Origin of the sequence: Microlunatus sagamiharensis (assembly GCF_900105785.1) — a bacterium.
Classification (GTDB): Bacteria; Actinomycetota; Actinomycetes; order Propionibacteriales; family Propionibacteriaceae; genus Microlunatus; species Microlunatus sagamiharensis.
On the sequence record NZ_LT629799.1, the window covers coordinates 2,721,668 to 2,745,246 of the forward strand.

At 74.9% G+C, this 23,579-nt stretch carries 24 protein-coding genes and 1 pseudogene; 11 read left to right on the forward strand and 14 right to left on the reverse strand.

What is annotated here, in order from left to right; all coding sequences use genetic code 11:
* The first annotated feature begins 32 nt into the window (after positions 1-32).
* The 5 genes and pseudogenes from thiO to BLU42_RS12420 all read left to right on the forward strand — a co-directional run bounded on the left by thiO (position 33) and on the right by BLU42_RS12420 (position 5,585).
* Positions 33-1,199: a glycine oxidase ThiO gene (gene thiO / locus BLU42_RS12400; RefSeq protein ID WP_091074809.1), complete on the forward strand. Its 1,167-nt coding sequence runs from the start codon at positions 33-35 to the stop codon at positions 1,197-1,199.
* Complete coding sequence (gene thiS, locus BLU42_RS12405; protein ID WP_091074811.1) at positions 1,196-1,396, forward strand: sulfur carrier protein ThiS; 201 nt, start codon at positions 1,196-1,198, stop codon at positions 1,394-1,396. Before thiO ends, thiS begins: the two co-directional genes overlap by 4 nt.
* Positions 1,389-2,216: pseudogene (locus BLU42_RS12410) on the forward strand (thiazole synthase); the annotation flags it as partial. The gene thiS and the pseudogene BLU42_RS12410, both read left to right, overlap by 8 nt.
* 177 nt (positions 2,217-2,393) lie before the next feature.
* Entirely contained in the window at positions 2,394-4,556 is a 2,163-nt protein-coding gene (pknB, locus tag BLU42_RS12415) for a Stk1 family PASTA domain-containing Ser/Thr kinase (protein WP_091080349.1), read from the forward strand.
* A 63-nt stretch (positions 4,557-4,619) separates the two neighbouring features.
* On the forward strand, positions 4,620-5,585 hold the full coding sequence (locus BLU42_RS12420) for a DMT family transporter (protein WP_231918126.1): 966 nt from the start codon (positions 4,620-4,622) through the stop codon (positions 5,583-5,585).
* A 68-nt stretch (positions 5,586-5,653) separates the two neighbouring features.
* On the opposite strand, the gene BLU42_RS12425 is transcribed toward BLU42_RS12420, so the two are convergent.
* The gene (locus tag BLU42_RS12425) at positions 5,654-6,307 is read right to left on the reverse strand and encodes an MBL fold metallo-hydrolase (protein ID WP_091074813.1); all 654 of its coding nucleotides are present in this window, start codon (positions 6,305-6,307) and stop codon (positions 5,654-5,656) included.
* A gap of 89 nt (positions 6,308-6,396) precedes the next feature.
* On the opposite strand from BLU42_RS12425, the gene BLU42_RS12430 reads away from it, so the two are divergent.
* On the forward strand, positions 6,397-7,071 hold the full coding sequence (locus BLU42_RS12430) for a GntR family transcriptional regulator (RefSeq protein ID WP_091074815.1): 675 nt from the start codon (positions 6,397-6,399) through the stop codon (positions 7,069-7,071).
* Between the two features lie 61 nt (positions 7,072-7,132).
* Here BLU42_RS12430 and BLU42_RS12435 read toward each other — a convergent pair whose 3' ends face one another.
* The 6 genes from BLU42_RS12435 to BLU42_RS12460 are packed head-to-tail and all read right to left on the reverse strand — an operon-like array spanning position 7,133 to position 13,570.
* Positions 7,133-8,674 (reverse strand): (2Fe-2S)-binding protein, encoded by a 1,542-nt coding sequence (locus tag BLU42_RS12435; RefSeq protein ID WP_197680430.1) that lies wholly within the window; start codon positions 8,672-8,674, stop codon positions 7,133-7,135.
* Positions 8,671-8,952 (reverse strand): (2Fe-2S)-binding protein, encoded by a 282-nt coding sequence (locus BLU42_RS12440; RefSeq protein ID WP_091074818.1) that lies wholly within the window; start codon positions 8,950-8,952, stop codon positions 8,671-8,673. The genes BLU42_RS12435 and BLU42_RS12440 overlap by 4 nt, the downstream gene beginning before the upstream one ends.
* Positions 8,942-10,144, reverse strand: coding sequence for an NAD(P)/FAD-dependent oxidoreductase (locus tag BLU42_RS12445; protein ID WP_091074820.1), 1,203 nt, complete (start codon positions 10,142-10,144; stop codon positions 8,942-8,944). The genes BLU42_RS12440 and BLU42_RS12445 overlap by 11 nt, the downstream gene beginning before the upstream one ends.
* Positions 10,141-11,094, reverse strand: a complete 954-nt coding sequence (locus tag BLU42_RS12450; RefSeq protein WP_231918127.1) for a proline racemase family protein — start codon at positions 11,092-11,094, stop codon at positions 10,141-10,143. Before BLU42_RS12450 ends, BLU42_RS12445 begins: the two co-directional genes overlap by 4 nt.
* A 44-nt stretch (positions 11,095-11,138) precedes the next feature.
* A complete protein-coding gene (locus tag BLU42_RS12455; RefSeq protein WP_091074824.1) occupies positions 11,139-12,629 on the reverse strand; it encodes an aldehyde dehydrogenase (NADP(+)) in 1,491 nt (496 codons plus the stop codon).
* Between the two features lie 17 nt (positions 12,630-12,646).
* On the reverse strand, positions 12,647-13,570 hold the full coding sequence (locus BLU42_RS12460; RefSeq protein ID WP_091074826.1) for a dihydrodipicolinate synthase family protein: 924 nt from the start codon (positions 13,568-13,570) through the stop codon (positions 12,647-12,649).
* Positions 13,571-13,789: 219 nt separating this feature from the next.
* On the opposite strand from BLU42_RS12460, the gene BLU42_RS12465 reads away from it, so the two are divergent.
* Together BLU42_RS12465 and BLU42_RS12470 are read left to right on the forward strand one after the other, a co-directional pair.
* The gene (locus BLU42_RS12465; RefSeq protein ID WP_197680431.1) at positions 13,790-14,686 is read left to right on the forward strand and encodes a bestrophin family protein; all 897 of its coding nucleotides are present in this window, start codon (positions 13,790-13,792) and stop codon (positions 14,684-14,686) included.
* A gap of 124 nt (positions 14,687-14,810) precedes the next feature.
* Positions 14,811-15,035, forward strand: a complete 225-nt coding sequence (locus BLU42_RS12470; protein WP_091074827.1) for a DUF4332 domain-containing protein — start codon at positions 14,811-14,813, stop codon at positions 15,033-15,035.
* Between the two features lie 49 nt (positions 15,036-15,084).
* On the opposite strand, the gene BLU42_RS12475 is transcribed toward BLU42_RS12470, so the two are convergent.
* From BLU42_RS12475 to BLU42_RS12485, 3 genes are all read right to left on the reverse strand, one after another.
* Entirely contained in the window at positions 15,085-16,125 is a 1,041-nt protein-coding gene (locus BLU42_RS12475) for a threonine aldolase family protein (protein WP_091074829.1), read from the reverse strand.
* Between the two features lie 76 nt (positions 16,126-16,201).
* A complete protein-coding gene (locus tag BLU42_RS12480) occupies positions 16,202-16,720 on the reverse strand; it encodes a hypothetical protein (protein ID WP_091074831.1) in 519 nt (172 codons plus the stop codon).
* A 58-nt stretch (positions 16,721-16,778) separates the two neighbouring features.
* On the reverse strand, positions 16,779-18,194 hold the full coding sequence (locus BLU42_RS12485; RefSeq protein ID WP_231918128.1) for a class II 3-deoxy-7-phosphoheptulonate synthase: 1,416 nt from the start codon (positions 18,192-18,194) through the stop codon (positions 16,779-16,781).
* Between the two features lie 168 nt (positions 18,195-18,362).
* Between BLU42_RS12485 and BLU42_RS12490 the strand changes: the two genes are divergently transcribed.
* A complete protein-coding gene (locus tag BLU42_RS12490) occupies positions 18,363-19,061 on the forward strand; it encodes an alpha/beta fold hydrolase (protein ID WP_091074835.1) in 699 nt (232 codons plus the stop codon).
* On the opposite strand, the gene BLU42_RS12495 is transcribed toward BLU42_RS12490, so the two are convergent.
* Both BLU42_RS12495 and BLU42_RS12500 read right to left on the reverse strand, forming a co-directional pair.
* The gene (locus tag BLU42_RS12495; protein WP_407940184.1) at positions 19,045-19,875 is read right to left on the reverse strand and encodes a lysophospholipid acyltransferase family protein; all 831 of its coding nucleotides are present in this window, start codon (positions 19,873-19,875) and stop codon (positions 19,045-19,047) included. The genes BLU42_RS12490 and BLU42_RS12495 overlap by 17 nt on opposite strands.
* Positions 19,872-20,606, reverse strand: a complete 735-nt coding sequence (locus BLU42_RS12500) for a lysophospholipid acyltransferase family protein (protein ID WP_091074836.1) — start codon at positions 20,604-20,606, stop codon at positions 19,872-19,874. The genes BLU42_RS12495 and BLU42_RS12500 overlap by 4 nt, the downstream gene beginning before the upstream one ends.
* 75 nt (positions 20,607-20,681) lie before the next feature.
* On the opposite strand from BLU42_RS12500, the gene BLU42_RS12505 reads away from it, so the two are divergent.
* Together BLU42_RS12505 and BLU42_RS12510 are read left to right on the forward strand one after the other, a co-directional pair.
* A complete protein-coding gene (locus tag BLU42_RS12505) occupies positions 20,682-21,473 on the forward strand; it encodes an alpha/beta hydrolase (protein ID WP_231918129.1) in 792 nt (263 codons plus the stop codon).
* A gap of 43 nt (positions 21,474-21,516) precedes the next feature.
* The gene (locus BLU42_RS12510) at positions 21,517-22,008 is read left to right on the forward strand and encodes a hypothetical protein (protein ID WP_091074838.1); all 492 of its coding nucleotides are present in this window, start codon (positions 21,517-21,519) and stop codon (positions 22,006-22,008) included.
* A 21-nt stretch (positions 22,009-22,029) separates the two neighbouring features.
* Here the strand turns inward: BLU42_RS12510 and BLU42_RS12515 are convergent, their stop codons facing one another.
* Both BLU42_RS12515 and BLU42_RS12520 read right to left on the reverse strand, forming a co-directional pair.
* Positions 22,030-23,088 (reverse strand): ROK family glucokinase, encoded by a 1,059-nt coding sequence (locus BLU42_RS12515; protein ID WP_091080373.1) that lies wholly within the window; start codon positions 23,086-23,088, stop codon positions 22,030-22,032.
* Between the two features lie 65 nt (positions 23,089-23,153).
* On the reverse strand, positions 23,154-23,579 hold the full coding sequence (locus BLU42_RS12520; RefSeq protein WP_091074839.1) for an SRPBCC family protein: 426 nt from the start codon (positions 23,577-23,579) through the stop codon (positions 23,154-23,156).

Sequence of the window (23,579 nt, forward strand, 5' to 3'; positions counted from 1 at the left end):
GCCTAGGGTGAGGCCGTGGACGGGAGGCCGGCGTGAGCGGCGCGGACGTCGTGGTCGTCGGCGGCGGGCTGATCGGGACCGCGACGGCCTGGCGCCTCGCCCAGGCCGGGTTGGACGTCGCCCTCGTGGTCGGCGAACGTTCGCTGGCCGCCTCCCGCGTCGCCGCGGGCATGCTCGCTCCGGTCACCGAGACGACCTTCACCGAGCGGACCCTGCTCGCCCTCAACCAGGCCTCGGGCGAGCGCTGGCCGACCTTCGCCGACGAGGTGGTCGATGCCTCGGGCGGGCCGTCCGGGCTGCGGCGCGGACCGACGCTCTCGGTGGCCTCCGACGCCGACGACCTGGCGCGGCTGCGCACGTTCGCCGACTACCTCCAGCGCCAGGGCCTGGCCGCGGAGCGCCTGACGAGCCGGGAGTGCCGCGCCCACGAGCCGCTGCTGGCGCCCACCGTGCGCGGCGGGCTGCTCGTGCCGAGCGACTGGAGCTGCGACAACCGGGTGCTGCTCGAGGCGCTGACCACCGCCGCGGAGCGAACGGGGGTGCGGACGGTCACGGGGTTCGTCAAGCGCGTGGAGAGCGACGCGGACCGGGTGACCGGCGTGACCCTGGTCGACGGGACGACGCTGGCCGCCGGAAGCGTGGTGCTGGCCAACGGCTCCTGGGCCGCGCAGGTCGAGGGCGTGCCCGACGTCCCCGTACGCCCGGTGAAGGGCCAGGTGCTCCGCCTCGACCCGGGCCGCCTGCCCGGCCCCGGCCTGACCGTGCGCGCGTTCAGCCGCGGCAACGAGGTCTACGTCGTCCCCCGCGAGCACGGCCGCGAGGTCGTGGTCGGCGCGACGGTCGAGGAGCAGGGCTTCGACGACCGGGTGACCGCCGGCGGGGTCTACGAGCTCCTCCGCGACGCCCGCCAGGTGATCCCGCTGAGCGCCGAGTACGCGATCGCCGAGACCAACGTCGGCTGGCGTCCAGGCACGCCGGACAACGCCCCGATCCTGGGTCCCTGCGCGCTCGAGGGCCTGACGCTCGCCACCGGGCACCACCGCAACGGCGTGCTGCTGACGCCGGTGACCGCCGACGTCACCGCCGCGTACGTCACCACGGGCGTCCTCGACCCCGTCGCGGAGCCGTTCGCGCTGGGCCGCTTCGACCGCGAGCCGGCGCCGACGCGGCGGCTGCGCACCGCCGGGAGCGTCGCGTGATCGTCTTCGTCAACGGCGAGCGCCGCGAGGTCGACGCGAGCGCGACGGTCGCCGAGGTGCTCGGGCTCGGGGACCAGGCGCCGCGGGGCTTCGCCGTGGCCCTGGACGGCGCGGTGGTCCCCCGCGCCCGGCACCGCACGACGACGCTCGAGGAAGGGTCCCGCGTGGAGGTCGTGACGGCGGTGCAGGGTGGCTGACGCACGGGACCTGGCCGGTCCCGACCCGCTGGTGATCGCCGGCCGGTCGTTCGGGTCGCGGCTGGTGATGGGGACGGGCGGAGCGCCGAGCCTCGAGGTCATGGAGGCCGCGCTGCTCGCCTCGGGCACGGAGCTGACCACCGTCGCGATGCGGCGGGTGGACCCGGACGCCCCGGGATCGGTGCTCGACGTGCTCGACCGGCACGGGATCGCCGTGCTGCCGAACACCGCCGGCTGCTACACCAGCGCCGACGCCGTGCTGACCGCGCAGCTCGCCCGCGAGGCGCTGGAGACCGACTGGGTCAAGCTCGAGGTGATCGCCGACGAGGTCACCCTGCTGCCCGACCCGATCGAGCTCCTCGACGCCGCCGAGCGGCTCGTCGCGGACGGCTTCGTCGTGCTGCCGTACACCAACGACGACCCGGTGCTAGCCCGCCGGCTGGCCGACGCCGGGTGCGCCGCGGTCATGCCGCTGGGCGCCCCGATCGGCTCGGGCCTCGGCATCCGCAACGAGCACAACATCGAGCTGATCGTCGCCGACGTCGACGTCCCGGTGATCCTCGACGCGGGCATCGGCACCGCGTCGGAGGCGACCCGGGCCCTCGAGCTGGGGTGCGACGCCGTCCTGCTGGCCTCCGCCGTGACCCGCGCCGAGGACCCGGTCGCCATGGCTCACGCCATGCGGCTGGCCGTGCAGGCCGGGCGGCTGGCCGCCGGGGCCGGGCGCATCCCGGTCCGCCGCTACGCCCGCGCCTCCTCGCCACGACGGGGCCGGATCGAGCCCGCGGCCGCGGGTCACGCCGAGCCGCGCGACCCCGACGAGACCGGTCAGGACCCTGGTCTCGACCCCTGGGCGGACCCCTACGGTCCCGCGGGCGACCGGCGCGTCAGCAGCGGAGAGGCCCCGTCGCGCTCCTAGACTCGCGACTCAGCGCGAGGGCGGACGGCGGCACCAGACGACGCCCGTCTCGCGATCGCGGCGGGAGCGGGCGTGACGATGACCAGCACCTTCGGCTCGCGGGGGCCGGGCTCCCGCGGCCCGTCCGGTGACCCGTTGGTCGGGCGCGTCCTCGACGGCCGCTACCAGATCACCGAGCGCCTCGCCCGCGGCGGGATGGCCACCGTCTACCGCGGCGTCGACACCCGCCTGACCCGGACGGTCGCGGTCAAGATCATGCACGTCGGCCTCGGCGACGACGTCGAGTTCGCGCGCAAGTTCGACCGGGAGGCCCGCGCGGCCGCGCGGCTCTCGCACCCCAACGTCGTGTCGGTCTTCGACCAGGGCGCCGACGCGGTCGACGGCCACGTCGTGCGGCCCTACATCGTCATGGAGTACGTCGAGGGCGAGACGCTGCGCGACGTGGTCAACGCCCACGCGCCCCTCGACCCGCTCGCCGCGCTCGACCTGCTCGAACCCGTCGTCTCCGCGCTCGCCGCCGCCCACGACGCCGGGCTGGTGCACCGCGACGTCAAGCCCGAGAACGTCCTGCTGGGCGCCCGGGGCAAGGTCAAGGTCGCCGACTTCGGCCTGGCCAAGGCGATCAGCTCCCAGACCCAGACCGCGACCCAGGGCCTGCTCATCGGCACGGTCTCCTACCTGCCGCCCGAGCTGGTGACCACCGGCGTGGCCGACGCCCGCAGCGACGTCTACAGCGCCGGGGTGGTGCTCTTCGAGCTGCTCACCGGGCGCAAGCCGCACAGCGGCGACACCCCGATCCAGGTCGCGTACGCCCACGTCCACCACGACGTCCCGCCGCCGTCGACCCTCGCGCCGTACGGGACGATCCCGCCCTACCTCGACGCGCTCGTCGCCCGCGCGACGGCCCGCGACCCCGCACTCCGCCCGCCCGACGGCCGGGTGCTGCTCACCCAGGTGCGCCGGGTCCGCGCCGCGCTGCGCGAGGGCCTGCGCGACGACCCCGAGCTCACCCAGGACCTGACGCCCACCGCACCCGTGGTCGAGGACACCCTCGCCCAGGACACGGCGTCGGCGCAGACGCAGGTGGTCGGGGACCGCGCCGACCTCGAGGCCACCCAGCACATCGGGGCGGCCTCCGGTCCGTCCTTCGCCCGCCCGCGCGAGGAGCGCACCGACCCGCACCCCTTCGGCGCGGGCGCCTACGGGGCGGCCGCCCAGGGCGCGACCGCGTACCAGCCGGTCCACCCGACGTTCCGTGACGCTCCCCCGCCCGTGGTCCCCGGCCACGACCCGCGGGTCCGGCTGCCGCGCACCGAGCACTCCGAGCGGATCGCCCGGCGGCGCGAGCACGAGGCGCGCCGCCGCCGCCGCGGCTGGCTCGTGCTGATCCTCGTCCTGCTGCTCACCACCGCCGCCGCGGTGACCGGCTGGTACCTGACCGAGGGCCGCTTCACCAGCGCCCCCGCGCTGACCACCCTGAGCCGCGCCGACGCCGGCGCGGTCGCCGAGCGCGCGGACGTGGCCGTCGACTTCACCGACGGCTGGAGCGAGACGGTGCCCGCGGGCGAGGTCGTGTCCACCGAGCCGACCGCCGGCGCCCGGGTGCGCAAGGGCAGCCACATCGAGGCGGTCGTCTCGCGCGGGCCCGAGCGGTTCGCGATGCCGACGGTCGTCGGGCTCACCCAGGACGCGGCGACCACGGCCCTGGCCGCGGTCCACCTCAAGCCGGGCAAGGTCACGAACCGCTGGAGCGACACCGTCGCCAAGGGCGTCGTGCTCGACGCCGGCCAGGACCCCGGTGCCTCGCTGAAGCGCGACGCCGCAGTCTCACTGGTCGTCAGCGGCGGCCCGAAGCCGATCGAGCTCGACGACTGGACCGGCAAGGACGCCGACAAGGCGGTCGCGGCGATGAAGAAGGCCAGTCTCGACGTCACCGTCACCGAGCAGAACTCCGACGAGGTCCCCAGCGGCGACGTGATCAGCCAGGACCCGCCGACCGGTTCCCTGACCAAGGGCGACGAGGTGTCGCTGGTCACCTCCAAGGGCCCGGTGCTCGTGACCGTCCCCAACGTGCGGGCCATGGGCGTCTCCGCCGCCCGGGACGCCCTCACCGAGGCCGGCTTCAAGGTCAAGACCACCAAGGCGTCGGGCTACCTCGGGCTCGGCTACGTGTTCAGCGCCTCCCCCGGCGGTGGTGACAAGGCCCCCAAGGGGTCGACGGTCACGCTCTCGCTGATCTGATCCGCGCCCGCTCCGCGCTGGACGAGACCTCCAGGAGGGGTCGGCCGTCCCTAGGCTGACGCCGTGACCAGGTCGCGCACGGAGCGGCTCGCCTTCGCCGCCCTGCTGACCATGGCGGCGGTCTGGGGCTCCACGTTCTTCCTGATGAAGGACCTCCTCACCCGGGTCGGGGTGCTGGACATGCTGGCCGTGCGCTTCGCCATCGCCTCCGTCGCGCTGGCCCTGCTGGCCGCGCCGCGGCTGCGCGTCGACGCGACGGTCCTGCGGCGAGGCGTGCTCCTCGGGCTGCTGTACGGCGCCGCCCAGATCGTGCAGACCGTCGGGCTCTCGCTGACCAGCGCAAGTGTCTCCGGCTTCGTCACCAGCCTCTACGTGGTGCTGACCCCGCTGCTCGGCGCTCTCGTCTTCCGCTCCCGCATCGGGGCGGCGACGTGGGCAGGGGCGGCGCTGGCGGCGGTGGGGCTGGGCGTGCTGTCCCTGCAGGGCTTCAGCGTCGGCTCCGGCGAGGCGCTGACGCTGGCCTCCGCCGCGCTGTACGCGCTGCACATCCTCGTGTTGAGCCGGTTCACCGACCCGGAGCGCGCGCTCGGGCTCAGCCTCGTGCAGCTCGTGGTCATCACCCTCGTGTGCACGGGCGCGGCGCTGCTCCCCGACGGCTCCGGCCACGTCGGCGTCACCCTGCCCGCCACCGCCGGCGACTGGGTCTCGATGCTCTACCTCGCCGTCGTCGCCGGGGCCGGCGCCATGGTCCTGCAGACCTGGGCCCAGGCCCACGTGGAGCCCTCCAGCGCCGCCGTCGTGATGGCCGCCGAGCCCGTGTGGGCCGCCGTCTTCGCGGTGCTCCTCGGCGGCGAGCGGCCGACAGTGCGGATGGTGCTCGGCGGCCTGGCCATCGTCGGGGCGATGTACCTGGTGGAGCTCGCCCCGCGCCGGTCGCGGTCGACCGACGCGGCGGACGACGCCGTCGAGCCCGCCCTCGAGGTGCCGCCGCCCGGGGCACCCTCGGTGGTGCCGCCGCCGGTGCCCTGAGCCCCGCCCGCTCGTCCCGCTGAGGGCGCTCCCCGGACGATCGGTGGACGGAGCTCAGGGCGTCGCGGTCAGAAGGTGCGCAGCTCCCCGCCGCGGAGGTCGACGAGGTTCGTCGGCGTCATGTCGCGGACGCGCCCCATGACCAGCCCGAGGCCGCGCTCGTTGAGCAGCCCGTCGTGGATGCCGAACCCCTCCGGCGCGGCGACCGACCGGGCGAAGTCGACGGTCTCGCGCAGCGCGCCCCACGGGCCGTAGAGCGGCACGGCCACGACGTCGACGCCGCCGGGCGCGACCGCGTACGAGTCGCCGGGGTGGAAGAGGTTGGGCTCGCCCTCGGAGCGGAGGACGTAGCCGACGTTGCCGATCCGCGGGATGTCGGGGTGGATGACGGCGTGGGCGCCCCCGACCGCGGTGACCAGCACGTCGCCGATGGCGGTCTGGTCGTCGGGCGCGAGCGCGTCGGCGCCGGGCAGGTCGAGGTCGCCGGACTCGCTCGCCGTCCGGATCGACGGCTCGACGATCAGGCGCGCCTTCGGGTTGGCCCGGAGCAGCGCGGGCAGCGCGGCCGGGTCCAGGTGGTCGGGGTGCTGGTGGGTGACGAGCACCGCGTCGAGGTCGGTGAGGTCGTGCCAGGCGTCGGACAGGTTGCCCGGGTCGATCAGGATGCGGGCCCCGTCGGTCTGGACGAGGACGGCCGAGTGCCCCAGGTGCGCGATCTGCATGGGCTCACGCTAGTCGGCGGTCCGTGCGGCCGCGCTCGAGGCAGGACCGGGAGCGGGGCCGTACGGTGTCACACAGCAGAGGAGGACCGATGAGCCCCGCACCCAGCATCACGACGCTGCCGAAGACGAGCCTGCGCGAGCGCGTCTCGCAGGCCCTGCGCGCGGCGATCGTGTCCGGCGAGATGGAGCCCGGCGTCGTCTACTCCGCGCCGTCCCTGGCGTCGCGGTTCGGGGTGTCGGCGACGCCGGTGCGCGAGGCGATGCTCGACCTCGTCCGCGAGGGCACGGTGACGATCGTGCCCAACAAGGGCTTCCGGGTCAGCGAGGTCGACGACGCGTCGCTCGACCAGCTCACCCAGATCCGCCAGCTCCTCGAACCGCCGGTGGTCGGCCGCGTGACGCCGCACGTACCCGCCGAGGACCTGCCGGAGCTCCGCGCGATGGCCCAGCGGATCGTCGACGGCGCGACCGCCGGCGACCTCGTCGCGTACACCGAGGCGGACCGCGAGTTCCACCTGCGGCTGCTCTCCTACGACGGCAACCCCCGGCTGGTCGACCTCGTCGCCGAGCTCCGCGGCCAGACGCGCCTGCTCGGGCTGACCGGCATGCTCGCCTCCGGCGTCCTGGCCGAGAACGCCCGCGAGCACCTCGTGCTCGTCGACCTCGTCGAGGCGCGCGACGCCGCCGGCGCCGAGGCCCTGATGCACGCCCACGTCGCCCGGACGCGGACGACCTGGGCCGGCCGCACCCCCGCCGACCGGTAGGTTGCCGCGCCCGACACGCCGGTGAGCGCCGCGGCAACCTACCGCTCGGCGGCCACGAGGGTCACTCGAGGTCGAGCGGGACCTTCCCCGGCGCGGCGTCGCCGAGGTCGGCCAGGTCGGCGAGCCGGCCGAGGCTGAGCGGCGTGGCAAGGGTTCGCTTGGCGGTGGGCCGCAGGTCGTCGACGGCCAGGCCGCGACCGGCGTCCTGGGCGGCGAGCAGCGCGGTGGCGAAGCCGCACACCCGGCCCTGGCACCAGCCCATGCCCGTCCGCGTCAGGAGCTTGGCCGTACGGAAGTCGCCGCCGCCGAGCTCGTCGCGCGCCTGCAGCACGGTCGCGACGTCGACCTCCTCGCAACGGCACACCAGCGTCTCGGGCGTGAGCCAGGTCGTCCAGGTCCGCGGCACCGGGTGGGCGCGGTGCATGGCCCGGGCGAACGCCCGGCCGCGGCGGATGCCGAAGCGCAGCCGGCCGAGCGTGCGCGCCGGGACCTCACGACCCCCGTCCTGCGCCGCGGCGAGACCCGCGAGCTCGCCCTCGAGCAGCGCGAGCGCGGCCCCGCCGACCCCGGTCGCCTCCCCTGCGACGTAGACGCCGGGCGCGGTGCTGCGCTGGTCGTCGTCGACGACCACGACGAGCGAGTCGTCGACGTCGACGCGCGTGTCCGCCCCGACGGCGGTGACGAGCTCGAGCGACGGCGTGAAGCCCCAGCCGAGCGCCACCAGGTCGACCTCGGCCGTGCGCTCGCTGCCCGGCACGACGAGGCCGTCGCGGCCGAGCCGGGCGGTGGTGACCGACTCCACCTGGTCGGTCCCGCCGATCGCGGTGACGACGGTCCGCTGCCGGTAGGGGATGCGGTGCGCCAGCATCGTGCGGACGTAGCCGACGGCATCGAGGCCCTTGCGCGGCGACTGGACCGCCCCGCCGACCTGGCGCACCCAGCCCGTCACCGCTCCGGACTCGCAGATGCCCAGGACCTCCGCGCCCGCCTCGGCGAGCCCGGCGGCGACGGGCAGCAGGAACGGGCCGGTGCCGGCCACGACGGCGCGGCGGCCCGCCAGCGAACCGTGACCCTTGAGCAGTGCCTGCACCCCGCCCGCGGCCATCACCCCGGGCAGGTCCCAGCCGGGCACCGGCAGCTGCCGGTCGTAGCCGCCCGGGCAGAGCACGAGCGCCGGGGCCACGACCTCGGTCGGGACGCGGTCGTCGGGCTCGACGGTCGGGCTCGTCCGCAGCCGCCAGCCGAAGCTGGTGGACCCGCCCGCACCGTCCGCGCGCTCGACGAACCACACCTGCGTGCCGGGGACGTACGTGACCCGCCCGCTCGCCCGCAGCGCGTCGAAGCGCTCACGCAGGCGGACGTAGACCGTCCAGTCGTGCTGCCCGGCGGGGTGCGCGGGCAGCTCCCCCGCGTCGGCCTCGGCGCCCAGACCGGCCTCGGCCTGCTCGTCGGGGTGGCGCCAGTACTGCCCGCCCGGCTGAAGCCCGGCGTCGACCACGACGACCGACAGACCCTGCGAGGCCGCGGCGACCGCGGCGGCGAGCCCGGCCGGCCCGGCGCCGACGACCGCCAGCTCGGCGGTGAGGCGGGCGGTGCTGCTCACGTCCACTCCTCGGGGGCTCCGGTCCGCAGCCGCATGCCGGGCTGCACGGGGGTCAGGCAGGCGCGCTGGTCGGGCCGGCCGTCGACCTCGATGAGGCAGTCGAAGCACACGCCGATCCCGCAGAAGAGCCCGCGCGGCTTCTCCCGCCTGCGGGTCGTGCGCCAGGACCGTACGCCGGCGTCGGTCAGCGCGGCGCCCACGCTCTGGCCCGGGCGGGCGGTGAGCGGTCGGCCGTCGAGGGTGAAGGGCACCTGGGGTCGTGCACCGTCAGTGGGCACCGGCCAGCTCCTCGGTCGCGGGGGTGCCGGACTCCTCGAAGCGCTCCGGCCGGAACGCGTGCAGGTCCAGCTCGGGCGTGCGCCCGCTCAGGGCCTGGGCGAGCAGCGACCCGGTGCCGACGCAGAGCCCGATGCCGGCGCCCTCGTGCCCGCAGGCGTGCCAGAGACCGGGCGCGCGCGGGTCGGGCCCGATGACGGGCAGGTGGTCGGGGCAGTAGGGCCGGAAGCCCGCGTACGCGCGGATGAGCGACGCGTCCCGCAGCACCGGGAAGAGCGCCGCGGCGGCCGCGGCCAGGCGGGCGAGCACCGGGAGCGAGGGCGTGCGGTCGAAGCCGACGCGCTCGCGCGAGGCGCCGACCAGCACGGTCCCGCTCGGCGTGCCCTCGACGACGGGGGACGTCTGCAGCGCCTCGTCGGAGCTGGCCACGTCGGCGACGTAGCCGGCGCCGTACACCTTGTGGCGCACCAGCGGCGGGAGGGGCTGGGTGACGAGCACGAAGCCGCGTCGCGGCAGCACGGGCAGGTCGACCCCGGCCAGCGCGGCGACCTCGCCCGACCAGGTGCCGGAGGCGTTGAGGACGGCGCCGGCGCTGATCCGCCCGCTGCGGGTCCGGACGCCGGTCACCCGGTCGCCGTCGCGCAGGAAGCCGGTCACCTCCGAGCCCGTCACGACCTGCGCGCCGAGTCCGCGGGCCAGGCGCAGCAGGTGGGCGGTCAGCAGCATCGGCTGGACCTGCGCGTCCTGGGGGTAGAAGACGCCACCGGCGACGACGCGGGTGAGGTGCGGCTCGTACGCGGGCAGCTCGTCGTGGGCGACCCGGACGGCCTCGACCCCGACGGCGCGCTGGTGCTCGGCGAAGCCGGTCAGTGCCTCGAGCCCGGCGTCGTCGTCGCCGACGACCAGCCCGCCCTTGGCCTCGAACTCCCAGTGCCGCCCGTGCTCGCCGAGGTCCTCGGTCCACACCCGCCGCGACAGCAGGGCGAGGTCGAGCTCGGGCCCGGGCTCCTTGTCGGAGACGAGGAGGTTGCCCTCCCCCGCGCTGCTCGTCCCGCCGGCTACCGGCCCGCGGTCGAGCACGACGACCCGCAGCCCGGCGCGGGCCGCGAAGTACGCGCACGCGGCGCCCACCGCGCCGGCGCCGACGACCACGAGGTCGGCGGTCCGCGTCGAGCTCTGACCGACGACGGTCACAGGCTGAAGCCGGCGGGGAAGGGGTCGGTCGGGTCGAGCAGGTACTGGCCCATGCCCGTGACCCAGGCGCGGCCGGTGATCTGCGGCAGGACGGCGGGCAGGCCGCCGACCGTGGTCTCGCCGAGCAGCCGCCCCCGGAACTGCGACCCGATGAACGACTCGTTGACCAGCTCGTCGCCTACGGCGAGCTCGCCGCGGGCGTGCAGCTGGGCCATCCGGCCGCAGGTCCCGGTGCCGCACGGCGACCGGTCGAACCAGCCCGGGTAGATCGCCATCGCGTGGCGCGAGTGCTTCGCGTCCGAGCCCGGCGCGGCCAGGTAGACGTGGTGGCAGCCGCGGATGTCGTCCCGCTCGGGGTGCACCGGCAGGTCCTGCTCGTCGATCGCGGCCATGATCGCCAGGCCCGCGTCGAGCAGCCGGTTCTTGGCCGCGTGCTCGAAGGGCAGCCCGAGGGCCTCCAGCTGCACGATCGCGTAGAAGTTGCCGCCGTACGCGATGTCGTAGGTGACGTCGCCGTAGCCCGGCACCGAGACCGTCCGGTCGAGCCCGAGGCTGAAGGACGGCACCATCTCCAGCGTCACCGAGGTGGCGTGCCCGTCAGTCACTGCGACCTGCGCGACGACGAGCCCGGCGGGCACCTCGAGGCGGATGGTCGTGACCGGCTCGACGACCGGGACCATGCCCGTCTCGACCAGCACGGTCGCCACGCCCATCGTCCCGTGGCCGCACATCGGCAGCAGCCCGGAGACCTCGATGAACAGCACGCCCCAGTCCGCGTCCGCCCGGGTCGGCGGCTGGAGGATCGCCCCGCTCATGGAGCCGTGGCCGCGCGGCTCGCACATCAGCAGCGTGCGCAGGTGGTCGGCGTTCTCCATGAACCAGACGCGCCGCTCGGCCATGCTCGCGCCGGGGATGACGCCGAACCCGCCCGTGATCACACGGGTCGGCATGCCCTCCGTGTGCGAGTCGACCGCGGAGAAGACCCGGCTGGCCCTCATGGCTGACGGACCCCGTCCACCAGGCGCGGCAGCGTGGCGTCCTCGCGCAGCTCCGCCGGCAGCAGGCCGGAGGGGAAGCCCTGGTACGCGACCGGGCGCAGGAAGCGCGTGATCGCCGCGGTCCCGACCGAGGTGGTCCCGCCGGCCGTGGTCGCCGGGTAGGGGCCGCCGTGCTGCTGGGCGTGGGTGACGCTCACGCCGGTGGGCCAGGCGTTCCAGAGGACCCGGCCGGCGCGGTTCGCGAGCACGGTGACGAGCTCGCCCAGCGACGCGGCGTCGGAGTCCTCGGCCACCACGGTCGCCGTCAGCTGCCCGTCGATCGCCTGGGCGAGGGCGACGAGGTCGTCGTGCCCCTCGGAGCCCTCGTACGTGGCCACGAGCACCGTCGGCCCGAAGCACTCGCGGAAGAGCTCCTCGACGTCGGCGAGCAGCGTGGCCACGTCGACCAGCAGGATCGTCGGCGCGGGCGTGCCGTCCTCGGCGTCCTCGCCGCGGGCGAGCACCTCGACCCCGTGGGCGCCCTCGAGCTCGTGGCGCACGCGGTTGTGCCCCTCGACCATCCGCGCCGAGAGCATCGGCGCGGGGCCGGGCAGGTCGGCGCTGCGCAGCGCGTCGACCACGCTCGAGCCGGCCGGCACGACGAGCACGCCGGGCTTGGTGCAGAACTGCCCGGCGCCCATCGTGAAGGAGCCGACCGCCTGCGTGGCGATGTCGGCGCCGCGGGCCTCGGCGGCGGCGCGGGTGACGAACACCGGGTTGACGCTGCCGAGCTCGCCGAAGAACGGGATCGGCACCGGCCGCGAGACCGCGAGGTCGAAGAGCGCCCGGCCGCCGGCGGTGGAGCCGGTGAAGGCGCCGGCGCGCACGCCCGGGTCGACGAGCGCCTCACGACCGGCCTCGTCGCCCACGAGCAGCGTGAAGAGGTCGTCGGGCGCCCCGGCGTCGGCCAGCGCCCGGCGGACGACGTCCGCGGTCGCGACCGAGAGGCGCAGGTGGCCGGGGTGGGCCTTGAGCAGCACCGGGCACCCCGCCGCCAGCGCGGAGGCGGTGTCGCCGCCGGCCACGCTGAACGCGAAGGGGAAGTTGCCGGCGCCGAAGACCACGACCGGCCCGAGCGGCACCATCGTGCGCCGCAGGTCCGGCCGCGGCGCCCCCATCGGCCAGTCGGGGTCGGCGTGGTCCACGCGCACGTCGAGGTAGCCGCCCTCGCGGAGCACCTCGCCGAAGAGCCGCAGCTGGAACGTCGTGCGGACCAGCTCGCCCTTCAGCCGCCCCTCGGGCAGCCGCGACTCCTCCACCGCGAGCGGCACCAGGGTGCCGGCCGCGGCGTCGAGCGCGTCGGCGACGGCGTCGAGGACGGCGGCCCGCTCGGTCCGGCTGGTCGCCGCCCAGCGCTCGCCCGCCGCCGCGGCGGCGGCGACGAGCTCGGCGACGTCGGCCGGGGCGGTCTCGGTGGGCGTGGGGGCTTCGGTCGTGGAGGTGCTCACCTCACCACTCTCCCTGACTACTTGTAACCCTTGGCGAGCGCGGCCTCGGTGTCGGCGACCACGCGGTCGTGGATCGCCGTCGGCAGCGCGGCCCGCGGCGGGCGGCAGCCGCCGCCCTTGCGGCCGGCGACGTCCATCGAGAGCTTGATCGCCTGGACGAACTCGGTCTTGGAGTCCCAGCGCAGCAGCGAGTGCAGGTCGCGGTAGATCGGCAGCGCCTTGGCGAGGTCGGCCGGGTCGCCGGAGGTCGCGAGCTCGTAGAGCTCGACCGTTGACTGCGGGATCGCGTTCGGGTAGCCCGCGACCCAGCCCACCGCGCCGGCGAGGCCGAGCTCGAGCAGGACGTCGTCGGAGCCGACGACCAGGTCGAGGTCGGGGGCGAGCTCGGCGATCTCGTACGCGCGGCGCACGTCGCCGGTAAACTCCTTCACCGCGACGATCAGGCCCTCGGCGTGCAGCTGCGCGAGGATCGCCGGCGTCAGGTCGACCTTGGTGTCGTACGGGTTGTTGTAGGCCACGACCGGCAGGCCGACCTTCGCGGCCTCGCGGTAGTGGCGCAGCACGGTGTCGGTGTCGGCGCGGTAGGTGTTCGGCGGCAGCAGCAGCACCGAACCGGCACCGGCCTGCGCCGCCTGCTCGATCCAGCGGACGCTCTGGAGGGTGCCGTACGCACCGCAGCCGGCCATGACGCCGAAGCCCTCCGGGCTGGCCTCGACGGCCGTGCGCACGACCTGGGCACGCTCGTCGTCGGACAGGGTCTGGTACTCCCCCAGCGACCCGTTCGGGGCGACGCCCTGGGTGCCGTTCGCCGCCAGCCACGCGACGTGCTCGCCGAAGGCGTCGAAGTCGACCGACAGGTCCTCGTGGAAGGGCAGCGCGGTCGCGGTGTAGATGCCGCGCCAGGCGGCGGGGTCGTGGCTGGTGGTTGCCGTGTCGGCCATGGGGACCATCCTCTCTCGGTGTTCAGTACCATATGCAATTGCACTGAACCTGTCAACGCCTCGTCCTCGACGGGATCGATCGCCTGCAGCAGCGCGTTGGGATGCTGACGGGTGGCGCGTCGCGACCACCACGCCCCTCGCCGCCGAGGCCGTCGTCCCCCGACCGCACTCCCCGACCGCTCCCCCCCGACCGCTCCCCCGAGCCCTGAGGACCCCGTCGTGATCCTGTCCGAGAAACAGCTGCCCCTGCGCGCCTGGCGCACCCTCGCCGTGTCCGTCGCCGCCCTCCTCGTCTGGGACGTGGCCGTCACGTTCCTCTACCTGAACGACACCACCCATTTCGACGGCATCGACATCCAGTTCACCCTCTTCGGCACGGCCATCGCGCTGTTCGTCGGCTTCATGGTCAACGCCTCGTACGGGCGCTGGTGGGAGGCGCGGACGCTTTGGGGCCAGGTCGTGAACTCCTCGCGCAGCCTGGCGCGGCAGGCGCTCGTGCTCGTCGACCAGGACCGTCCCGACACCGCCGAGCTCGCCCGGCAGGTGGTGCGCAACCAGGTCGCGTACGTCCACGTGCTCCGCACCTCGCTGCGCGGGCAGCCGCTGCCCCCCGAGGCCGGTCGCTTCCTCGGTGCCGACCGGCTGGAGCGGGTGGCGCGGGCGGCCAACCGGCAGACCGCGATCCTGCTCGACAGCGACCGGCTGGTCACCGAGGCGCAGCGTCGCGGCGGCGTCGGGGAGCTGGCGAGGCTGGAGCTGGAGGCTGCCCTCGTCGCGCTGACCGACGCCCAGGGCGGGCTCGAGCGCATCCAGAAGACGCCGCTGCCGGTGCAGTACCGCTTCCTCCCGCGCTTCTTCTCGCGGGTGTTCTGCCTGATCCTGCCGTTCGCCGTCGTGGAGGACCTCGGGTGGCTCACCCCGCTCGGGTCCGGGCTGGTGGGGCTGATGTTCCTGATGGCGGTGCAGATCGGTGACCAGCTGGCCAACCCCTTCGCCGACGACGTCTACGACGTGCCGATGACCGCGATGACCCGGACGATCGAGATCGACCTCGTGCAGATGCTCGGCGACGAGGCCCCCGGACCGGTCACCCCGGTCGAGGAGGTCCTCTACTGACCCGGCCCCGTACGGGCCCGCGTCGAGCCGGAGCGGTTCGACCCGGACCATCGACAGGACCCCGGCCGAGGCTTACATTGCGGACGGGGCCGGAGGGGCCGGCCGACAAGGAGCGCGGACCAGCATGGCGATGGAGAACGACCTCTACAAGCTCAAGGGCATCGGGCCGAAGCACACGGAGATGCTCGAGAGCATCGGCGTCGACTCGATCAAGGAGCTCAGCCACCGCAACCCGGCGTCGCTGACCCAGATGATCCTCGACCGCCACGGCCGCGTCATCGGCGTCTCCGAGAAGCAGGTCAGCGCCTGGATCGACGAGGCCAAGGGCCTGCAGCAGTCCGGGGCCTAGGGCCTCCTGCCGTCGGGCCCGTCCGTCCCGGGACGCCGGGGCGGACGGGTCAGGCCGCCTGCTCCACCCTCGCCAGGACGTCGCCGAGCACCTCGCCCGCCTCCCGGGCCTGGTCGAGGGTCGCGTCCAGGTGGGTGACGGCGCGTACCGTGCGCGTGCCGACCGTCCCCACGCGGACGCCCTGCTCGGCCGCCGCGGCCACGACCGCGGTCGCGGGCACGCCCCCGGTGTCGAGGGCGACGATGTTCGTCTCGACCGCCGCCGGGTCGATCGCCTGCGGGGCGCGGGCGGCGACGGCCTCGGCCAGCGCCTTCGCCGCGGCGTGGTCGTCGGCCAGCCGCTCGACGTGGTGCTCGAGGGCGTACAGGCCCGCGGCCGCGAGGATGCCCGCCTGCCGCCACCCGCCGCCGAGGCGCTTGCGCTGCACGCGGGCCCGCCCGACCTGCTCGCGGGTGCCGACGAGCACCGAGCCGACCGGGGCGCCGAGGCCCTTGGACAGGCAGATGCTGACGGTGTCGAAGAGCCGCCCGTAGGTCTCGAGCGAGACGCCCGAGGCGACGGAGGCGTTGGCCATCCGCGCGCCGTCGAGGTGGAAGGCGATGCCGAGGTCGCGGCACAGCGCGCCGACCGCCTCGAGCTGGTCGAGCGGCTGCACGGTCCCGCCGCCGAAGTTGTGGGTGTTCTCGACCGCGACGCAGGCCGTGGAGACGAGGTACGGGCCCGCGTCGGGCGACACGATCTTCTCGACCTCGGCCGCGTCGAGCCGCCCGGACAGCGAGGGCCAGGTCCGCATGGTCACCCCGGTCAGCGCACCGTGCGCCCCCATCTCCGCACGGGCGACGTGGGCGTTCACGTCGCAGAGCACCTCGGTGCCCGGGGCGACGTGCAGCCAGACGCCGAGCACGTTGGTCATCGAGCCCGTCGGGCAGTAGAGCCCGGCCTCGTGCCCGAGCAGCTCCGCCGCCCGCTCCTCGAGCGCGTGGATCGAGGGGTCCTCGTCGTAGACGTCGTCCCCCACCGGGGCCGAGGCCATCGCCTCGCGCATCGCGGCGGTCGGCTTGGTGACGGTGTCGGAGCGCAGGTCGATCACGTGGAGACCCTATGCACTCCCCGGACGAGCCGCCGGGCCGTCCACCCGGACGGCCCCGACGACGTGCTCCCGAGGCTCAGCCGCAGTTGCAGGTCCCGTTGCGGGCGCGCTCCTGGAAGCACTCGTCGCAGGGCTCGCCCCACAGCTCGCTGACCGTGGTGGTTCCGGTGCGGTGCTGCGGCAGGGGCGTGAACTCGTCACCGATCTGCACGTAGGTCCGCCCGGCCCAGGCGACCCGGCGGCCGTCGAGCGCGAGGGCCAGGTAGGCGCGGCTCGGCGGCAGGTGGGCGTCGTCCCACGCGACGCCCTTGAGCAGCGCGACCATCCCCTTGCGCTCGGGCAGCTGCACGCCGAGCTCGCGCAGCCCGGCGTCGACCGTGCGCTGCGGGATCCGGCCCACGCCGGTCAGCTCGGTCCAGCTGAAGCGGCAGGTCGGGAGGTCCGCGTCGTCGGCGGTCACCGGGGTGACGTCACGCCCCACGACGTGCGGGCAGCCGCGCAGGTGGGCCCGCTCGCCCGTCGCGGTCCGGTAGAGGGTGTCGGTCTGGGTGCCGGCGGAGGCGTCGGTGCGGGAAGGGCTCTGGGTGCGGGTCACTCCTCAGAGTGACACAGGTTCGAGGGCCCGCCGGACGTCGTGGCTCCGGTGGAGGCCCTCAGAGCGAGACCGGGGCGTACGCCTGGACCGGGTTCTGGCGCTTGATGCGGCCCGAGGTCAGCCGCTCGGCGACGAGGAAGGCCAGCTCCAGGCTCTGGTTGCGGTTCAGGCGCGGGTCGCAGAGCGTCTCGTAGCGGTTCACGAGGTCGGCCTCGACGATCTCGTCGCTGCCGCCCACGCACTCGGTGACGTCGTCGCCGGTCAGCTCGACGTGCACGCCGCCCGGCCAGGTGCCGAGCTCCTCGTGGACGTCGAAGAAGCCGTTCAGCTCGTCCATCACGTCGGAGAAGGCCCGGGTCTTGAAGCCGTTGCGCGCCTCGAACGTGTTGCCGTGCATCGGGTCGCACACCCAGGCCACCTGGCGCCCGCTCGCGGTCACCTTGGCCACCAGCTCGGGCAGGACGTCGCGGACCTTGCCCGCGCCCATCCGGGTGATGAAGGTGATGCGGCCGTCGACGTGCTCGGGGTCGATCCGGTCGGCCAGCGCCAGCGCCGCGTCGGCCGTCGTGGTCGGACCGAGCTTGATGCCGATCGGGTTGTGCATGTGGCTCAGCAGCTCGACGTGCGGGCCCTCGAGCTGACGTGTCCGCTCGCCGATCCACAGGAAGTGGCCGGACGTCCCGTACGGGTTGCCCGTGCGGGAGTCCACGCGCGTGAGGGCGTGCTCGTACTCGAGGAGCAACGCCTCGTGGCTGGCGTAGAAGTCGACGGTGCGGAAGGTGTCCTCGTCGATCCCGCAGGCGACCATGAAGGCCAGCGCGCGGTCGATCTCGCTGGCCAGCTGCTGGTACTGCACGCCGGCGCCGGAGCTCGCGGCGAAGTCGGCGTTCCAGCTGTGCACGCTGCGCAGGTGGGCGAAGCCGCCGGTCACGAACGCGCGGGTGAGGTTCAGGGTGGCGGCGGAGGCGTTGTAGACGCCGACGAGCCGCTCGGGGTCGGGGACCCGCGCCGCCTCGGTGAAGTCGAAGCCGTTCACCGCGTCGCCGCGGTAGGCCGGCAGCGTCACGCCGCCGCGGGTCTCGTTGTCGGAGCTGCGCGGCTTGGCGTACTGCCCCGCCATCCGGCCGACCTTGACGATCGGGACCTGGGCGGCGTAGGTCAGCACGACCGCCATGGAGAGCAGGGTGCGGAGCTTGCCCTGGATGTTCTGCGCGGTCACGCCGGCGAAGGTCTCGGCGCAGTCGCCGCCCTGGAGGAAGAACGCCTCCCCCGCGGCGACGCTCGCCATCTTGGCGCGCAGCTCGTCGCACTCGGCGGCGAACACCAGCGGCGGCAGCACCCGGAGCCGGTCGACGACGCCGGCCAGCTGCGCCGGGTCGCGATAGGTCGGCTGCTGCTTCGCGTCTAGGGCGTGCAGCTCCTCCAGGGAGGGCACACCCGCCTCGCTCAGTCGGGCCTGGACCGTCTCGGACACGCGCCAAGGGTACGGGAGCGCGCGCCGGCCGCCGTCGGGTTTCCAGCGCCGGGCGCGACGACGGGATCCCGACACCCGATGCGACCGAGGCGGTGCCGTCGAGCGTGGAGACGGCGCCGCGGCCCCGTCGAGTGTCGACATCCCGTCGGCGAGGCCGGAGACTGGAGCATGGCGCCGACGACCTTCGTCCTGCTCCACGGCGCCGGGGGGACGGGCTCGTCCTGGAACCTCGTCCGACCGCGGTTGGAGGCGGCCGGGCACCGCGTCCTCACGCCCGACCTCCCGAACCGTCCCGGCGCGACCGTCAGCGACCAGGCCGCGGCGGTCGTCGATCTCGCCCGCGACGCCGCACCCCTCGTCCTCGTGGCCCAGTCGATGGGCTCGTACGCCGCCGCGCTGGCCGCCGACCGGCTCGCCCCCGCGCACCTCGTCCTCCTCGACGCCATGGTCCCGGCGCCGGGCGAGAGCGCCGGTGCGTGGTGGGACGCCGTCGGGCAGGGCGAGGCGGTGCGTGCCGCCGAGGTGGCGGCCGGCCGCGACCCGGACGCCGCCTTCGACCTGGAGAGGGTCTTCCTGCACGACGTCCCGCCGGCGGCCCGCGTGCACCTCGAGGGCGAGGGCGAACCCGCCGGCTCGCTGTTCGAGGCGCCCTTCCCCCTCCGCGGCTGGCCCGACGTGCCGACGACGGTGGTCAGCACCCGCGACGACCGGCTGTTCCCGCTCGCCCTCCAGCAGCGGGTCGCCCGGGAGCGCCTGGGCCTCGAACCCGTCGTCCTGCCCGGCGGCCACCTCGCGGCGCTGAGCCACCCGGCCGAGGTCGCCGAGGTGCTCCTGCACGTCGCCGACGGGCTCAGGCCTGCGGGCTGACCTCGTCGAGGTCGGCGGCCTTGCGCTCCTTGGCGGCGAGCTCCTTGGCGACGGGGGCGTAGAGGTCGACGTACTCCTGGCCCGAGAGCTCCATGATCGCGTACATGATCTCGTCGGTGATCGAGCGCAGGGCGAAGCGGTCGTCCTCCAGCCCGGCGTAGCGGGAGAAGTCGAGCGGCTCCCCGAACCGCACCGTCGGGCTCACCACACGCTTGATGATCTTGCCGGGCGGGGCGATGACGTCGGTGCCGATCACCGCGGTCGGGATGACCGGGACCTTGGCCAGCAGCGCGAGGCGGGCCACGCCGGTGCGGCCCTTGTAGAGGCGGCCGTCGTGGCTGCGCGTCCCCTCGGGGTAGATGCCGAAGAGCTCGCCGCGCTGGAGCACCTGGAGCCCGGCGCGCAGCGCCCCCTCGCTCGCCTTGCCGCCGCTGCGGTCGACCGGGACCTGGCCGGTGCCGGCGAAGAAGCGCTTCTGCGCCCAGCCCTTGACGCCCACGCCGGTGAAGTAGTCCGACTTGGCCACGAACGTCACCCGCCGGTTCAGCGCGAGCGGGGTGAAGAGCCAGTCGGCGTACGAGAGGTGGTTGCTCGCCAGGATCGCCCCGCCCTCGTCGGGCACGTGGTCCGCACCCTCCTCGATCGGCTGGAAGAGCTGGTCGACGACGGGACCGAGCACGACGTGGCGCAGCAGCCAGTAGATGCCGCGGCCCGGGCGCCGGCCGTCGGCGCTGGCGACGCGGAGGGTGCCGGTGGCGTCGACCGAGACGACGTCCGTCGCCCCGGCCGCCGGGTCGGGCCGCCGGGCCCTCACGACCGGCTGCCGGGCACCGGCGGCGCGACGCGGCCCTGACCGGGCCGGTCGAGCTCGACGACGTCGATGGAGCGGCCCTCCTTGAGCGCGGTCTTGACGCCGTTCGCGTACGCCTCCACATAGCGCTGGCCGCTCAGGTCGTGGATCGCGGCCATCACCTCGTCGGTGACGTGGCGGAGCACGTCGCGGTCGTTGCCGGCGCCGGCGTACGCGGAGAAGTCAAGGGGCGGGCCGAACCGCACGACCGGGCGTCGCCAGCCCGGCCGGGTGTTGCGCAGGCCCACCGGCACGACGGGCACACCGGTCGCGAGCGCGAGCCGGGCGACGCCGGTGCGCCCGCGGTACATCCGCCCGTCGGGCGAGCGGGTGCCCTCGGGGAAGATCCCGACGACCTTGCCCTCACGCAGGGCGTCGAGCACGACGTCCATGCTCGACGCGCTCGCGCGTCCGCCCGCGCGGTCCATCGGGAGGATGTCGACGGCCTTGAGGAAGCGCGACACCACCCACGAGACCGGGCTGCGGGCGACGAAGAGCTCCGCCTTGGCCGGGAACGTCATCTGGCGCGGCAGCATCGCGGGCACCACGAGGGTGTCCCAGCCGGAGACGTGGTTGGCCGCGACCAGGGCGCCGCCGGTGCGGGGCACGTGCTCCCGGCCCAGGACGCGGGGCCGCAGCAGCACCCGGATGGCGGGGGTGAAGAGCCCGCGCTTGAAGAACGTGTACCAGTTCACCCGACCTCCTCGTCGCCGTCCGGGCGTACCCGAACCCTAGGGGTCCGCGCGCGTCGCGGGTGCGAGCATGCCGGTGTGGACCTCGCCGAACGACTCTCCCGCGCGCCCCGGGCGGCGCAGGTCGACCCGCACGCCGAGCCGTACGCGGGCGGGCCGCAGGACGGTCCCCCGGTCCTGGTCCTGCACGGTTTCACGGGCTCGCCGTACGCGATGCGGGCGTGGGGTGAGCACCTGGCCGGGCACGGGTTCCGCGTCGAGGTGCCGCGCCTGCCCGGCCACGGCACGAGCTGGCGCGAGATGAACGTGACCGGCTGGGAAGACTGGTACGCCCACGTCGAGCGCGCACTGCTGACGCTCACCGACGCCGCGGGCCGTCCCGCCGGGATCACCGGGCTGTCGATGGGCGGGGCGCTCGCCCTGCGCCTCGCGCAGCGCCACCCCGACCTCGTCACGGGCCTCGTGCTGGTCAACCCGGTCATCAACATCACCGACCCGCGCATCCGCTTCCTGCGGCTCATCCGGCTGCTGACCCCGTCGCTGCCGGGCATCGCGGGAGACGTGGCGAAGCCGGGCGTCCTCGAGGGCGGCTACGACCGCAACCCGCTGCACGCCCTCTACTCCCAGAGCCACCTCTGGACCGCCGTGCGCGCGGACCTGGGCTCGGTCACCGCGCCGCTGCTGGTCTACCGCTCCACGCAGGACCACGTGGCCGACGCCTCGTCGGTGGAGCTCCTCCGGCGCCGGACGGCGTCGACCGACCGGACCTTCGAGGTGCTGCACCGCAGCTACCATGTAGCCACGCTCGACTTCGACGCGGAGACGATCTTCGACGGCAGCGTCGGGTTCCTCGCACGGGTCGCCGGGTGAGCGCAGCTGCACGCAGGCACGAGCCTCCGGAGGGGTCGGGGAGATGGCGGAGCCCGAAGAGGACCGCGAGTCGGTCGACCGCACCTTCGCCGAGATGGTCGCGGGCTACCACCTGACCGCCGACCGTCCCGAGCCGCACGGCGCGGAGCTCACGCAGACCGACGAGCCCCGCACCGAGCGGGCCGAGCCGGCCGTCCCGCCGGGCCCGCCCGTCGTGCTGCCGTTCGTCGACGCGACGCCCGTGGTCGCCACGCCGCTGTCGTGGCGCGCGTCGCCGGAGCGCCAGGAGCCGGTCGACGACCGCTACGTCCCCGACGCGCTGCCGCCGCTCTCGCGCCCGGGCACGCCGTCGATGGTCGGCTGGGTGGCCGTGCTCTTCGCCGCCGTCGTCGTGCTCGCCGCCGGCTTCGGCCTGCCGCTGCCGACGTGGCTCGGCTGGCTCGCCGTCTGCTCGTTCATCGTGGGGTGCGTCGTGCTGCTGACCCAGCTCCCACGTCACCGTCCTCCGGACGCCGGGGACGGCGCCGTCCTCTGACGGGCTCGGCGCTCACCACGCTCAGGCGCTGAGCTCGCGGCGCCGCGCCCGGGCCTCGGCCCGCTCGCTCGGCGTCCGCCGGCGAAGCCGCTTGCTCCGCCGCGGCCAGAAGCCGAAGAGCGCGGAGTCCGGCGGCTCGCGCAGGGCCAGGCGGGCCAGGTCGGCCGCACCGACCAGGCCGGCGTCGTTCCGGAACCTCGCCAGCTCGATCCGGGCGTACGCGCGGAAGCCGCGGCCCGTGAGCGTCGACTCGAAGGCCTGCCGCGCCGGGCCGAGGAGCAGCTCCCCCGCTGCGCTGACGCCGCCCCCGATGACCACGACCTCCGGGTCGAGCCCGGCGACGACGTCGGCGATCCCGAGGCCCATCCAGGTGCCGACCTCGCCGAGCAGCTCGACCGCCTGCGCGTCCCCGGCCATCGCGGCCGCCGTGACGTGCGGTCCGGTCAGCGCATCCGGCCCGACGCCGAGGGCCGCGGCGAGCGACTCCCCGGCCGGGCCGCCGGCGCGCAGCCGCGCCCTGGCCTCGCGCACCAGGGCGTTGCCCGAGGCGTACTGCTCCCAGCAGCCGAGGTTGCCGCACTCGCAGGGGTGGCCGCCCGGCACCTTGACCATGTGGCCCCACTCGCCGGCCATGCCGTAGGTGCCGCGGAACAGCTCGCCGTTGATGACGAGCCCGCCGCCGATGCCCGTGCCCAGGGTCAGGCAGACCATCACCGAGGTCCCGGCGCCGGCGCCGAAGCGGTACTCGGCCCAGGCGGCCGCGTTCGCGTCGTTGTCGACGATGAGCGGGAGGTCGATGCGGTCGGCGAGCGCGGCCCGGAGCGGTTCGTCGCGCCAGGCGAGGTGGGGGCTGAACCGCACGATGGACTGGGTGTTGTCGACCCAGCCCGCCGCGCCGATGCCGACGGCCTCGATCTTGTGACGCGCGCGGAGCCGGTTCACGGCGTCGACGATCGCGTCCTCGACGGCCTTCGGGTCGTGCGACGGCGTCGGCACCTGGGAGCGCTCGAGGACCTGGCCCGACTCGTCGACGACGCCCGCCGCGACCTTGGTGCCCCCGATGTCGACCCCGACGCTCAGCCGCTCCACGACCGGGCGCGGCCGGACCGGTCGGGTCGGGCGGGCGCCGGCGGGCCTGGAGGTGCTCAGCCCTCGACCCGACGCTTGAGGCCGCGGAGGGCACCGTCGACGATGGTCTTCTCCGCCTTGCGACGCAGCAGCCCGATCATCGGCATCGTGGTGTCGACCGACAGCGTGTAGGTCACGGTCGTCCCCGCGCCCTTCGGGGCCAGGGCGTACGAGCCGTCCATCGCGGTGAGCAGCCTGCCGCGCACCAGGTGCCAGGACACGAGCTCGGGGCGCCAGTCGTAGGCGAGCACGTAGGTGTCGGAGAAGAGCGGGTGCGCGAGCTCCATCTCGACCTGCTCGGGGCGGCCGTCGGCCTCGGTGAGCACGGTCACGCGTCGCATCGAGTCGACCCACGCCGGGTAGTCCTCGACGTCGGCGATGACGGCCATCACCGCGTCGGGCCCGGCGTCGATGTCGACGCTGGAGCTGGTCTGGCCGGCCAC